The organism is Bacillus sp. B4EP4a (assembly GCF_006680105.1).
GTDB lineage: Bacteria > Bacillota > Bacilli > Bacillales > DSM-1321 > Peribacillus > Peribacillus simplex_E.
Map to the genome: position 1 here is coordinate 23756 of NZ_VHIK01000049.1, position 12253 is coordinate 36008.

Consider the following 12253-nt stretch of genomic DNA (forward strand, 5'->3'; position numbering starts at 1 on the left):
TTTCCCTTGGTTGCCATTCATTTAATTCCATTATACAAAATAATCCAATAAAGAAAAAATAGACAAAACCCCATTTTCCGAAAAAAAATATGGTTTATCCGGCCATTTAAATGAATTTTCTAAAATCTTTAGGGTTGCGACCGACTGCCTGCCTCGCCACAAGCATCCAGCAGAGCCAAGGCTAGCCAGAATGCCAATCGAAACCTCAAACTGATATTTGTTATTTATCTATTAAAATCATTTACCAAAAGAGTGGGATTCCTGTCCAAAAAATACTAAATGGGTGAGTTACATAGACCGTGGGAGGTAAAAAGGAGGATTATCAATATTTGATCAAAAGAGGCGGTAATGCACCTCTTTTGATGTTTTCACTTGTACAGTTTACTATATGTAGTCAATTCCTTTAACCGCTTTTCATTGATGGCAAAACCGATTCCAGCTTTATCGGGAACTTGGATCATGCCATTTTCAACAATGACTTCGGGATCGATTATATCCTCTTCCCAATAACGAGATGAAGATGATATATCACCGGGAATCGTGAACCCTTTTAATGTGGCAAGTGCGATATTATGTGCACGTGATATGCCAAATTCAATCATACCGCCGCACCAAACGGGTACACCATTACCCAGGCATAGATCATGGATTCTTACAGCTTCCATCCAGCCGCCGACTTTAGCCATCTTAATATTGATCACCCCACAGCTCTGGAGCGACAGCGCACTTTTGGCATCATGAAATGAATTTATGCTTTCATCAAGGCAAATGGGTGTCTGCAGCTGTTTCTGCAAAAATGAATGTTCCACGATGTCGTCATGTCCAAGCGGCTGCTCAATCATCATCAGCTTAAACACATCAAGCTTCTGAAGATGTGGGATGTCATCAAGACTGTACGCTGAATTGGCATCCGCCATTAACGGGATATCAGGATAGGCCCGACGTATTTCCCCTAAAAACTCAAGATCATTTTCTGGATTGATTTTTATTTTATAACGCTGATAACCAGATCCGGAAAAATCCTCGATTTGAAGAATCGCGTCTTCTATATCATTGGATGCAACGACTACACCAGCGGCCACTTCACTTCGTTCGCCGCCAAACAGCCGTCCGAGATAGACTCCCTTCTGCTTCGCATATAAATCGAGGATTGCCTGCTCTAAAGCTGACTTCGCCATCGCATTCCGTCTGATTCCGCTCCATAGGTTCGGGAGCTCATCAGGATGCATGATCTGACCGGCCAATGTTAGCGGGATTAAGAAGTCATCCAACATATGAAAGCATGTCTTGATCGTTTCCTCGGTATACCAAGGACTTGTAAAAGGGACAGCTTCCCCGTATCCAATCAATCCGTCTTCATCCATGGCTTCGACAATTATCACTTCCCGATCGCTTACCGTTTCGAGATGCGTCTTGAATGACCGCTTTAAAGGCGCCTTAATGAGCTTAAGGGAAATGGAGGATAACTTCATTGCCATTCCCCCATTTCCTTCTTCAGTTCCCGTCTCAAAAGCTTGCTAGCGCCATTCCGGGGAAGCTCCTTACAAAAAATCACGTTCCGGGGAATTTTATAAGATGCCAAATATCCCCTGCAATATTCCAGCAGTTCGCTCTCATCAAGCTCTGTACCTTGATGCAAGACGACAAAGGCAAGTGGGACCTGTCCCCATTTTTCATCGTCAGTCCCCGTCACTCCCGCTTCGAAAACATCAGGGTGCTTACTAAGGACATTTTCAATCTCGGCCGGGTAGACATTTTCACCGCCGGAAATGATTAAATCCGAGCGTCGGTCAAGCACATATAAAAAGCCTTCCTCATCGAGATAACCAAGGTCCCCAGTATAAAGCCATCCATCGGTGATGGCCTGCTGTGTAGCGTCCAAACGATTAAAATAGCCTTTCGTCACATTCGGACCTGAAACCACGATTTCGCCCACTGCACCCGGTTCACACATAGTTCCGTCTTTCTCTATCCGTAACTGCGAAGGAAACAAAGGTTTTCCCGCCGAGCCGATTTTTGTCATGCTATACTCCGGTGCCAGTGTCACAATCTGTGAAGACGTTTCGGTCATCCCATATGATTGATAGACGGGAATCCCTTTCTCCTTACATACCTCAAGTAAATGGACGGGTGCAGGGCCGCCGCCCAACAGGAAACAGCGAAAGGTTTCCGGATAGCTTGTTCCCTTCATATCCTGCACCATCCTATTCAGCATCGCCGTCACGACCGAAATGATCGTCACGCCATTTTCCTGGATGCTCCGGTTTGCCTCCCGTTCATCGAAACGTTCTGCCAAAACGACTTTCATGCCATAAATCACATTTTTCATCAGGATGGATAAACCGCTAATATGAAAGATGGGAACCGCACAATACCACGAATCCTCCTCATGCAATCCAAGGTTCAGAACAGACCCGACGGCACTCCACCAATGGTTGCCGAATGTTTGGATCACCCCTTTGGGATTTCCTGTCGTACCTGATGTATACATGATCGTCGCGGTATCCTCAAGGTAAAACTCTTGAAGTATCTCAGCAGTGCCATCCGGCAATTCTTCCATTAAATGAAGGTTCAATTCGGGGAGAATCTCACCAATATCAGAGAGTTTGCCGGAGAAGGAGCCTTCTGAAACCAAAAAGGCAGTTTCACTATCCCCGATCTGCCAGGACAGCTCTTTTGCCGTTAGCTTATTATTCAGCATCACAATCTTCACACCGAGATAAAGTAATGCATGGATAACGACAACACCATCAATATGGTTACGGAGCAAAACCGCACATGAATCGCCAGCGCCCAAACCAATGCTTGCCAGCTTACCAGCCATTTTCTCCGATAATGTATGCAGTTCAAGAAAGCTATACGTATGACCTTCAAACTCAATTGCCGGGCGATCCGGTGAAAGATGCGCCCGATTTTTCAGCCAGTTCGGCAACTTTTCTTCTGCCATTGCTGCTTACCCTCTTCCATTTTGATATAGAAAACAGCCCGGCGATTTTCCGCCAAGCTGTCAGTCTCATCGATTCACGCGTTTCATTAAGGGAAACGAGGGAATTGCCCAAAGTCCGGAGTGCGTTTTTCTTTGAATGCATCGCGGCCTTCTTTTGCTTCTTCTGTTGTATAGTATAAAAGTGTAGCGTCACCAGCCAATTGTTGAAGACCTGCAAGGCCATCCGTATCAGCGTTCATTGCCGCTTTCAAGAAACGAAGTGCAGTCGGGCTCTTCTCAAGCATTTCTTCACACCATTTAACCGTTTCCGTTTCCAATTCGTCCAAAGGTACAACCGTGTTGACCAATCCCATATCCAATGCTTCCTGTGCATTGTATTGACGGCATAGGTACCAGATTTCGCGCGCCTTTTTATGACCCACGATACGTGCAAGGTAGCCAGAACCATAACCAGCATCAAAGCTTCCCACATTCGGTCCAGTTTGTCCGAAAATTGCATTGTCAGCAGCAATCGTCAAGTCACATACCACGTTCAAGACATTACCGCCACCAATTGCATATCCTGCAACCATGGCTACGACCGGTTTTGGAATTACGCGAATCAAACGTTGCAAATCAAGAACATTTAGACGCGGAATGTTATCTTCACCTACATATCCGCCATTTCCGCGTACTTTTTGATCTCCGCCTGAACAGAATGCTTTGCCGCCTACACCCGTTAAAATAATGACACCAATGCTTGAATCATCACGCGCCCTTGCGAATGCATCAATCATTTCAGCAGTCGTTTTTGGAGTGAATGCATTATGTACATGTGGTCGGTTGATGGACACTTTTGCTATCCCGTTATATTTTTCATACAAAATTTCATCATACTCACGTATTGTTTCCCATTGTATCGTCACCTTAATTCCTCCTTTTATTTCGCTTTAAAAACTCACTTATTATTTTACCAAACTTTTCTCCAACTTCCACATGAATCGCATGTCCCGCATCATTTATTATTTTCCATTCGGCCCGCTTCAGCTTTCTCTTCATTGAGTCCGCAATGTCACAAAACTTACGGTCGAGTTCACCGGTTACAAGGAGCACAGGGAAATCAAGAGTTTGCAGTTGTTCCCAGTATGAAGCCTGACTGCCTGTCCCCATACCAAGAAGGCTATTGGAAAGGCCGGCAGGGTCATTTGCCAACCGCTGCTCCCGAATGACCGACCTGGTTTTGGCCGACAACCGTTTTTGACTTTCAAACAGCGGGATGTTTTCCCATCGATCCACAAACGCTTCCATGCCATTTACAAGAATCCGTTCGGCAAGCTTCCTATCATTTTCCCTTCGGATTTCCCGTTCCCCTTCTGTTAATAGGCCTGGTGAAGCGCTCTCCAATATCAGTGTATCAACATACTCAGGATACAAACAGGCAAATCCCAATCCGAGCCTTCCGCCCATCGAGTATCCAAGGATATGGGCTTTCGGGAAATGTAACACATCCAAAATATACTTGATATCCTCAGCCACACGCTCCATCTCATACCTTCGATGATCGGCTGGTGACGCAGACATGCCATGACCGATGATGTCGACCATTATCATGGTATACCTGTCACTCAGTAGCGGAATGAGGAATTTCCATGTATCCCGATTTCCCGTAAATCCATGTAAAAGTACAAGAGGATCTCCATTTCCCGTTATTTCAACAGCATAATTGACATCCTTGCTGACAATATTCATGATATTTCCCTGTCTAACACCATTTTTATTTCCTGGGAAACAAAGCTCCACAAATTTCGATGCTTTTGTAAATTGGACTCTCTTTCTGTCGGTACTTCGATGATTTTAAGACCTTTCATTTCGAATGACTCCGTAAATACCTTCTCAAACTCATCCCAACTTTGCACCTTGTTGTATTTACCGCCATAAAGCTGGGAAGTATGGGAAAAATCAAGCCCATGAGGCGTGCCGAATAGCGTTTCGAAATGTTCCCTCTCATTCGCCTGCGGCAAGAAGGAGAATATGCCGCCGCCATCATTATTAATCAGCAATATCGTGATATTTTGTTTTTGAAGTTTTGCCGCAAGCAAGCCATTCATATCATGGAAAAAGCTTAAATCCCCGATTGCCAGCACTGTATTTTCCGATACCGTGCTTACGCCAAGAGCAGTTGAAACGACACCATCGATTCCATTCGCACCGCGATTTGCCATAGTTTTGATTCCTTTTCCATTATTCAAAAAGAAAGTATCCAAATCACGTATGGGCATGCTATTCCCGACAAACAGCGTCGATTCCAATGGCATCATATCAGCAAGCAGGGCGAACAGCTTGCCTTCACTTAACTCCGATTCATCCCTGACGGAGGCCAGGGCATCCTTCGTCGCTCCGTTGACGGTCTGCCATAAGCGAAGCCATTCATCATCAGGGGAAGCAATAATTTTATCAGCAATTTTTAAACAAAAATCTTTCTCTTCGCTGTAAATCATATTCGTTGCCAATCCGGCTGGTTCACGCCAGCCTGCTCCGCCATCGACGACCAAAGTGTTTGCCTGTTTTTGTTTTTTCATGAATAACAATAAGGGTTTAGAAACAGGCATTGCCCCGAAACGCAAGATCACTTCCGGCCTGAAAGCCGCTGTAGCCGTTTCATCGCGTAGAAACGTATCGTACGCATCAATTATGACAGCTTTGTCGTGACTTCCGCTCCTTAACTGTGAAAGGGGATCAGCCAGTATAGGAAAAGCAAGTTTTTCCGCTAATGCGACGATGGCCTCCTTCATCTCTGGATGCGGTAATTCGCCACATACGATCATACCTTGCTTAGCTTGTGACAATGTAGTTGCCACAGCTTCTATTTGTGATGCGGACAGTGACCGTTCTCCACTGTCAATCAACACTGCAGGCGTCATTTTATTTTGTCTGTACTCCTTTGCTTTCTCAAGATCCGGAATCAATGGTTCACGAAGCGGGAAATTCAAATGTACAGGCCCTGCAGGTCCAGCTGCCGCTGTAGCCACTGCTCTTGCACCGACCGTTCTGGCATACCGCATCATCCCATCCGTGCTTTCAGGAAGTGCCATTTCGACAAACCATTTTACATGTCTCCCGTAAAGATGTATCTGATCGATCGCCTGCGGGGCTCCGACATCACGCAATTCATGCGGTCGGTCAGCGGTAAGTACAATAAGCGGCACTCTTGAATAGAAAGCCTCAATGACGGCCGGGTAATAGTTTGCTGCGGCTGTACCGGACGTACAAAGAAGTCCAACAGGTTCTTTTAAGGCCTTAGCCAAACCAAGGGCAAAAAAAGCAGCCGAACGCTCATCCACATTAATATGAATTTCGATATCAGGATGTTCCACTAGCAACAAAGCTATGGGCGTGGATCGTGAACCTGGGCTCACCACCACATGCTTCACCTCATTTTGTGCCAGCTCATCGACGAATGAAGCAGCATACGCTGTCAATGCATCTCGGTCATTCATTAAGATTTCCTCCTAAAGCACTTAACATCGGATTGAATTTAATCCCTGTTTCGCGGAATTCACTTTCGGGAGTCGAATCTTCAACTACCCCGCATCCGGCAAAGAGGGATGCCTCATTGTTCTGTATTAGGGCAGAACGTATCCCTACAGCGAATTCCCCGTTTCCATACGTATCCACCCAACCTAAAGGACCCGCATAAAAGCCGCGTTCAAGATCTTCCATTTCCCGAATCCGGACAACGGCCTTTTCTTTTGGAAGTCCGCCCATAGCAGGTGTAGGATGGAGGTTCTCGACGAATTCAAAAATCGTGACACCTTCCTTGGATATACCGCGGACCGGTGTGTACAAATGCTGGATATGACGGTTTTTCATAAGTGTCGGTTCGGCAGGAACCATCACTTTTTCGCATACAGAATTAAAAGCATTGGATATCATCGACACGACATATTGATGTTCTTGTAAATTCTTTTGGTCATGCAGCAATTCTTCACCAAGACAAACATCTTCCTGCTCATCTTTCCCTCGCCCCATCGATCCGGCAAGACATGTTGAAAAAACTTCATTTCCCTGTTTCTTAATTAAACGTTCAGGGGTGGCACCTACAAAACAGTCACCGCCAGCCTCCAAACTGAAAATATAGCTTAATGGCTGCTCAGCAATCAATTGTTCAAGCACTTTCCCTGAATCGATGGAACGTTCAAAACCAAGTCTAAGCTCCCTTGCCAAAACGATCTTGTCGAGATCTGTCGTCTTGATTTCCTGAACAGCCTCTTCGACCGTCCGCTTCCATTTCTCAGGTTCGACTTCCCTCTGCATAACAAGGGAATTTGCACCCGATCCATTGCCATCCAAGCTTTCGAAAAGGAAAGCTTCCCGTTCATTTATCATATCTATGAAGAGTTTTTCTGAATCATCAGGCGAACAAAGTAAGTTTGTCGTTAAGTAAGCTTGATTCCCCACTATTGACAGCATGAAGGCAGGTATATAAAACAGGTTGTCCCCGAACTGATTCCACAGGAGCGTACTGTTAGTTTCATAATCAAAAGAAAAGCCCCCAAACAGTATAGGACCTGTCGCTTCTACATCGGTCACTCCTGTTTTGACAGCAGTATTCTGCAGTTTGATCCAGCTCTTTTCGACTTCTCTATAACGTTCGGCATTCGATGCCGCTTTGAGTTTCTTAACATTGCCTAAACCGGTGATGGTTATTTCCTTTGCAGGGTCCTCCCAGAAAAAGCGCTCACCCGCGTACCGTTCTCTTCCAGCTTGATAAAATGAAAGGGGGTTGTTGCAATTAACTTTCTTAATATGACTGAATAGAACTTGATCATTCAAGTCCTTCGCCTTTTGTATAGCTGAAGCCAGTCCCTGAAACTGTTCAGTTTCCTCTGAGATAGCCAAAAAAATCCCCCCAAATGTACATTTTAAAAGCTTTTTAACCTATTTAAAGATACACCTCCCTTGAACCTCATGTCAATAAAACGCCCCTTTACCAAACGATTCTTTCCTGCTTTTTTCCTTATTATATGAATCTTAGCGAATGTAGAGAAATATCCTTGATTCTGGAAATGCCCCATCCATGAATTCCAAATATCACCCTTGCCCACTTTTCCTGTATTTATTAGGATTACCTTTTGTGCAACATTTCAATATTTGTTATAATTTCGAGAGAACCAATAATGATTTTGAGGAGAGAAATAATGCAAACAGAATACGACGGACTTCCCCTTAAACGGACCTGGAAGATTTGGTGGGAGTTAATTCGTCCACATACACTAACCGCAGCTTTTGTCCCAGTCTTACTTGGAACTGTTATTGCACTTTTGGAAGATGGAGTGAATTGGTTATTATTCGCTGCCATGATGATTGCAAGTATCCTGATTCAAGCTGCAACCAATTTATTTAATGAATACTATGATTTCAAGAGAGGCTTGGATACGGAGGAATCCGTAGGCATTGGCGGCGGGATCGTCCGTCATGGGATGACCCCCAAACTAATCATGAACTTGGCCCTTGGCATGTATGCCATCGCCTTGATAATTGGAATCTATATCTGTGCCGCATCATCTTGGTGGCTTGCTGCAGTAGGACTGGTTTGCATGCTTGTCGGCTATCTTTATACAGGCGGCCCCCTGCCCATTTCATATACACCATTCGGGGAACTTTTTTCTGGATTGTTCATGGGCTTTTTGATAATCCTGATCGCCTTTTTCATTCAAACCGGTGATGTTTCTTCAACAGCTATCTTAATTGCCATTCCAAGTGGAATATTGGTCGGATTGATCAACTTATCCAATAACCTACGTGACCATGACGGAGATAAGGCACATGGCCGCAAAACGATGCCGGTAGTCATGGGTCGGAAAAACGCCTTGACATTCATGGCAATCATGTTCGCCTTCTCTTATCTATGGCTAGTTGGGCTAGTCCTTACCGGAAGCGTAACGGCGTGGATCCTCCTTGCCTTCATAAGCATCCCGAAAGCCCTGGCCGCAATCAAAGGCTTCGTAGGTAAAACGCAGCCGATCACGATGGTGCCAGCAATGAAAGCCACGGCACAAACGAACACCTTCTTTGGCTTACTCATGGCCATTGGATTATTCATCAGCTATCTTATATAATCTCCGAGGACTGAGCTCATCGCTCAGTCCTTTTTTTCTATCATCCGTTCCATATTGTTTTCCTATACCCCGATTCGGGTAATAGATAATACAACCATCCTACCATTATAAAATGAGATTTAGACTTTAGAAGGAGTGAATCCGATATGGCAACGAAACAACAAACGCAAAAATTTCAAAAAGAACTGCTTCAAGAAAAAAATGAGCTAAGTAATAGAATTCAAAATGATGAACAATCCGTTCTGGAGAAAAGCCAGACCGAATCCGTAGGGGAATTATCAGCCTATGATAATCATCCTGCTGACCTAGGAACCGAACTATTCGAGATGGAACGGAATCAAGCACTCGATGAGCATGCACAATCCGAAATGGAGAAAATCGATGAAGCTTTGAAAGCCATGGAGGAAGGTTCGTATGGCCATTGTAAAACCTGCAATAAGGAAATCCCCATCGAGAGGCTTGAAGCGATCCCAAGCACCCTCTACTGTGTCGAGCACGCCCCAGAACGGCCACTTTCACAAGACCGGCCTGTGGAAGAGGAAATACTGATTCCATCCAAGGGTGATCATTTTGAAAATCGTCATGGAATCAAAATGGTGGATAAAGAAGATAGCTTTGGTGAAGTTGCCAAATTCGGTACATCCGAAACACCATCCGATTACACAGGAGATCATGATAATTATAATGACCTTTATAAAACCGAGGATGAAACGAACGGGTTTCCTGAAGACTATGAAGGATTTGCCGCAAATGATATCGAAGGAAAAAATAGAGTGAATATAACGAACAAAAAGCAAAAGGAATATGAAGATACACTTGAAGAAGAAAATATAGAATCCAATCTTGGAGACATTCCCTATAAACAAAAAGATAGTTATATCAATGAAAAGAAATGAAAAAAAGAAGCATACATGAATGTATGCTTCCTTTTTTGTTATGACCCGTACGGGATTCGAACCCGTGTTACCGCCGTGAAAGGGCGGTGTCTTAACCGCTTGACCAACGGGCCAACTGGCGGAGAAGGAGGGATTTGAACCCTCGCGCCGCTCGCGCGACCTACACCCTTAGCAGGGGCGCCTCTTCAGCCTCTTGAGTACTTCCCCATGGCTCCGCAGGTAGGACTCGAACCTACGACCGTTCGGTTAACAGCCGAATGCTCTACCACTGAGCTACTGCGGAACAATGAATATGGTGGGCCTAAATGGACTCGAACCATCGACCTCACGCTTATCAGGCGTGCGCTCTAACCAGCTGAGCTATAGGCCCATATTTGGAGCGGGTGAAGGGAATCGAACCCTCATCATCAGCTTGGAAGGCTGAGGTTTTACCACTAAACTACACCCGCGAAATGGGGCGACTGATGGGAATCGAACCCACGAATGCCTGAACCACAATCAGGTGCGTTAACCACTTCGCCACAATCGCCGTAATTTTTTGAAATATGGTGGCTCAGGACGGAATCGAACCGCCGACACAAGGATTTTCAGTCCTTTGCTCTACCGACTGAGCTACTGAGCCACATATGTATCAAATTTAAAGAATGGCGGTCCCGACGGGAATCGAACCCGCGATCTCCTGCGTGACAGGCAGGCATGTTAACCGCTACACCACGGGACCTAATAATTGCGGGGACAGGATTTGAACCTGCGACCTTCGGGTTATGAGCCCGACGAGCTACCGGACTGCTCCACCCCGCGACGGTAATAATGAAACGATTTGCATCAAGTTTTCGTGTATATCGTTTTGTCCACATCCATTATGTAAGGGTGTTTCAAAACAACTTGCTGCTTTTTTGAAAAAAATGGAGGAGGTAGAGGGATTCGAACCCCCGCGGGATTTGACTCCCCTGTCGGTTTTCAAGACCGATCCCTTCAGCCGAACTTGGGTATACCTCCATGGCTTTTGAAAAGTGAATATGGTGGACCTTGTAGGACTCGAACCTACGACCGGACGGTTATGAGCCGTCTGCTCTAACCAGCTGAGCTAAAGGTCCTTATATTTATTGGTAGCGGCGGAGGGGATCGAACCCCCGACCTCACGGGTATGAACCGTACGCTCTAGCCAGCTGAGCTACACCGCCAATATAATATAAGTATCTGATTGAAAAATGGTGGAGCCTAGCGGGATCGAACCGCTGACCTCCTGCGTGCAAGGCAGGCGCTCTCCCAGCTGAGCTAAGGCCCCATTCATTAAAAATCACGTGGTCGGGAAGACAGGATTCGAACCTGCGACCCCTTGGTCCCAAACCAAGTGCTCTACCAAGCTGAGCTACTTCCCGCAATAAAAACATGGTGCGCCCGGCGGGAGTCGAACCTACAACCTTCTGATTCGTAGTCAGATGCTCTATCCAATTGAGCTACGGGCGCATATTATGATGGTGCCGAGGACCGGAATCGAACCGGTACGGTAGTCACCTACCGCAGGATTTTAAGTCCTGTGCGTCTGCCAGTTCCGCCACCCCGGCACATACGAAAAGTGGAGCGGAAGACGGGATTCGAACCCGCGACCCCAACCTTGGCAAGGTTGTATTCTACCACTGAACTACTTCCGCATGAAAGATGCGGGTGAAGGGACTTGAACCCCCACGCCTTGCGGCGCCAGATCCTAAGTCTGGTGCGTCTGCCAATTCCGCCACACCCGCATATAAAATGGTGAGCCATGAAGGATTCGAACCTTCGACCCTCTGATTAAAAGTCAGATGCTCTACCAACTGAGCTAATGGCTCGTGCTTGTACTATCTTAAAATGGTGCCGGCAAGAGGACTTGAACCCCCAACCTACTGATTACAAGTCAGTTGCTCTACCAGTTGAGCTACACCGGCAGGTGTAAAATGGTGGAGGATGACGGGATCGAACCGCCGACCCTCTGCTTGTAAGGCAGATGCTCTCCCAGCTGAGCTAATCCTCCATATGAAACTGCTTGGCGACGTCCTACTCTCACAGGGGGAAACCCCCAACTACCATCGGCGCTGAAGAGCTTAACTGCCGTGTTCGGAATGGGAACGGGTGTGACCTCTTCGCTATCGTCACCAAACAATGTTAACATTTTTTCAAGACATATATTATTATAACGTCTTTTTGAGAAAATGCAAGAAGAAATTTTCATTCCTTCAAAACTAGATAATAAGAAGGTATTTCATTTTTTAAAAAGCGTTGGTTAAGTCCTCGATCTATTAGTATCAGTCAGCTCCACATGTCGCCACGCTTCC

At 45.7% G+C, this 12253-nt stretch carries 8 protein-coding genes, 21 tRNA genes and 1 rRNA gene; 2 read left to right on the top strand and 28 right to left on the bottom strand.

What is annotated here, in order from left to right:
• Positions 1-368 precede the first annotated feature (368 nt).
• The 6 genes from menC to FNK51_RS22335 form a co-directional block, all read right to left on the bottom strand.
• Positions 369-1472 (bottom strand): o-succinylbenzoate synthase, encoded by a 1104-nt coding sequence (gene menC / locus FNK51_RS22310; RefSeq protein WP_141994712.1) that lies wholly within the window; start codon positions 1470-1472, stop codon positions 369-371.
• Complete coding sequence (locus FNK51_RS22315) at positions 1469-2947, bottom strand: o-succinylbenzoate--CoA ligase (RefSeq protein WP_141994713.1); 1479 nt, start codon at positions 2945-2947, stop codon at positions 1469-1471. Before FNK51_RS22315 ends, menC begins: the two co-directional genes overlap by 4 nt.
• Before the next feature lie 86 nt (positions 2948-3033).
• Positions 3034-3846: a 1,4-dihydroxy-2-naphthoyl-CoA synthase gene (menB, locus tag FNK51_RS22320; protein ID WP_370662606.1), complete on the bottom strand. Its 813-nt coding sequence runs from the start codon at positions 3844-3846 to the stop codon at positions 3034-3036.
• A 7-nt stretch (positions 3847-3853) separates the two neighbouring features.
• A complete protein-coding gene (gene menH, locus FNK51_RS22325; RefSeq protein WP_141994714.1) occupies positions 3854-4675 on the bottom strand; it encodes a 2-succinyl-6-hydroxy-2,4-cyclohexadiene-1-carboxylate synthase in 822 nt (273 codons plus the stop codon).
• The gene (gene menD, locus FNK51_RS22330; protein WP_141994715.1) at positions 4672-6423 is read right to left on the bottom strand and encodes a 2-succinyl-5-enolpyruvyl-6-hydroxy-3-cyclohexene-1-carboxylic-acid synthase; all 1752 of its coding nucleotides are present in this window, start codon (positions 6421-6423) and stop codon (positions 4672-4674) included. The genes menH and menD overlap by 4 nt, the downstream gene beginning before the upstream one ends.
• Positions 6416-7825 (bottom strand): isochorismate synthase, encoded by a 1410-nt coding sequence (locus tag FNK51_RS22335; protein WP_141994716.1) that lies wholly within the window; start codon positions 7823-7825, stop codon positions 6416-6418. Before FNK51_RS22335 ends, menD begins: the two co-directional genes overlap by 8 nt.
• Positions 7826-8124: 299 nt before the next feature.
• On the opposite strand from FNK51_RS22335, the gene FNK51_RS22340 reads away from it, so the two are divergent.
• Together FNK51_RS22340 and FNK51_RS22345 are read left to right on the top strand one after the other, a co-directional pair.
• On the top strand, positions 8125-9045 hold the full coding sequence (locus tag FNK51_RS22340; RefSeq protein ID WP_141994717.1) for a 1,4-dihydroxy-2-naphthoate polyprenyltransferase: 921 nt from the start codon (positions 8125-8127) through the stop codon (positions 9043-9045).
• Positions 9046-9191: 146 nt separating this feature from the next.
• Positions 9192-9941 carry a TraR/DksA C4-type zinc finger protein gene (locus FNK51_RS22345; protein ID WP_141994718.1) on the top strand — a complete coding sequence of 250 codons (750 nt, stop codon included), beginning with the start codon at positions 9192-9194 and terminating at the stop codon, positions 9939-9941.
• 41 nt (positions 9942-9982) lie between these two features.
• On the opposite strand, the gene FNK51_RS22350 is transcribed toward FNK51_RS22345, so the two are convergent.
• The 22 genes from FNK51_RS22350 to rrf form a co-directional block, all read right to left on the bottom strand.
• Positions 9983-10054 (bottom strand) — tRNA-Glu (locus FNK51_RS22350).
• A gap of 3 nt (positions 10055-10057) precedes the next feature.
• Positions 10058-10148, bottom strand: a tRNA-Ser gene (locus FNK51_RS22355).
• A 1-nt stretch (position 10149) separates the two neighbouring features.
• Positions 10150-10224 (bottom strand) — tRNA-Asn (locus FNK51_RS22360).
• A 10-nt stretch (positions 10225-10234) separates the two neighbouring features.
• Positions 10235-10311, bottom strand: a tRNA-Ile gene (locus FNK51_RS22365).
• A gap of 5 nt (positions 10312-10316) precedes the next feature.
• Positions 10317-10390 (bottom strand) — tRNA-Gly (locus FNK51_RS22370).
• A gap of 4 nt (positions 10391-10394) precedes the next feature.
• Positions 10395-10470 (bottom strand) — tRNA-His (locus tag FNK51_RS22375).
• 17 nt (positions 10471-10487) lie between these two features.
• Positions 10488-10563 (bottom strand) — tRNA-Phe (locus tag FNK51_RS22380).
• A 23-nt stretch (positions 10564-10586) separates the two neighbouring features.
• A tRNA-Asp gene (locus FNK51_RS22385) sits at positions 10587-10662 on the bottom strand.
• A 6-nt stretch (positions 10663-10668) separates the two neighbouring features.
• Positions 10669-10742: transfer RNA gene (locus tag FNK51_RS22390), tRNA-Met, on the bottom strand.
• A gap of 105 nt (positions 10743-10847) precedes the next feature.
• Positions 10848-10940 (bottom strand) — tRNA-Ser (locus tag FNK51_RS22395).
• Between the two features lie 21 nt (positions 10941-10961).
• Positions 10962-11038, bottom strand: a tRNA-Ile gene (locus FNK51_RS22400).
• Positions 11039-11048: 10 nt separating this feature from the next.
• Positions 11049-11125 (bottom strand) — tRNA-Met (locus FNK51_RS22405).
• 28 nt (positions 11126-11153) lie between these two features.
• Positions 11154-11229, bottom strand: a tRNA-Ala gene (locus FNK51_RS22410).
• A 17-nt stretch (positions 11230-11246) separates the two neighbouring features.
• Positions 11247-11323: transfer RNA gene (locus FNK51_RS22415), tRNA-Pro, on the bottom strand.
• An 11-nt stretch (positions 11324-11334) separates the two neighbouring features.
• A tRNA-Arg gene (locus FNK51_RS22420) sits at positions 11335-11411 on the bottom strand.
• Positions 11412-11420: 9 nt separating this feature from the next.
• A tRNA-Leu gene (locus tag FNK51_RS22425) sits at positions 11421-11509 on the bottom strand.
• Positions 11510-11521: 12 nt separating this feature from the next.
• Positions 11522-11596: transfer RNA gene (locus FNK51_RS22430), tRNA-Gly, on the bottom strand.
• Positions 11597-11604: 8 nt separating this feature from the next.
• Positions 11605-11686 (bottom strand) — tRNA-Leu (locus FNK51_RS22435).
• Positions 11687-11694: 8 nt separating this feature from the next.
• Positions 11695-11770: transfer RNA gene (locus FNK51_RS22440), tRNA-Lys, on the bottom strand.
• Positions 11771-11790: 20 nt separating this feature from the next.
• Positions 11791-11866, bottom strand: a tRNA-Thr gene (locus tag FNK51_RS22445).
• Between the two features lie 10 nt (positions 11867-11876).
• Positions 11877-11952, bottom strand: a tRNA-Val gene (locus FNK51_RS22450).
• A gap of 10 nt (positions 11953-11962) precedes the next feature.
• A 5S ribosomal RNA gene (rrf, locus tag FNK51_RS22455) occupies positions 11963-12078 on the bottom strand.
• Positions 12079-12253: the final 175 nt, after the last annotated feature.

Coding starts and splice junctions, on each gene's coding strand:
- menC (WP_141994712.1), bottom strand. CDS start 1,472: ATGAAGTTATCCTCCATTTCCCTTAAGCTCATTAAGGCGCCTTTAAAG.
- FNK51_RS22315 (WP_141994713.1), bottom strand. CDS start 2,947: ATGGCAGAAGAAAAGTTGCCGAACTGGCTGAAAAATCGGGCGCATCTT.
- menH (WP_141994714.1), bottom strand. CDS start 4,675: ATGAATATTGTCAGCAAGGATGTCAATTATGCTGTTGAAATAACGGGA.
- menD (WP_141994715.1), bottom strand. CDS start 6,423: ATGAATGACCGAGATGCATTGACAGCGTATGCTGCTTCATTCGTCGAT.
- FNK51_RS22340 (WP_141994717.1), top strand. CDS start 8,125: ATGCAAACAGAATACGACGGACTTCCCCTTAAACGGACCTGGAAGATT.
- FNK51_RS22345 (WP_141994718.1), top strand. CDS start 9,192: ATGGCAACGAAACAACAAACGCAAAAATTTCAAAAAGAACTGCTTCAA.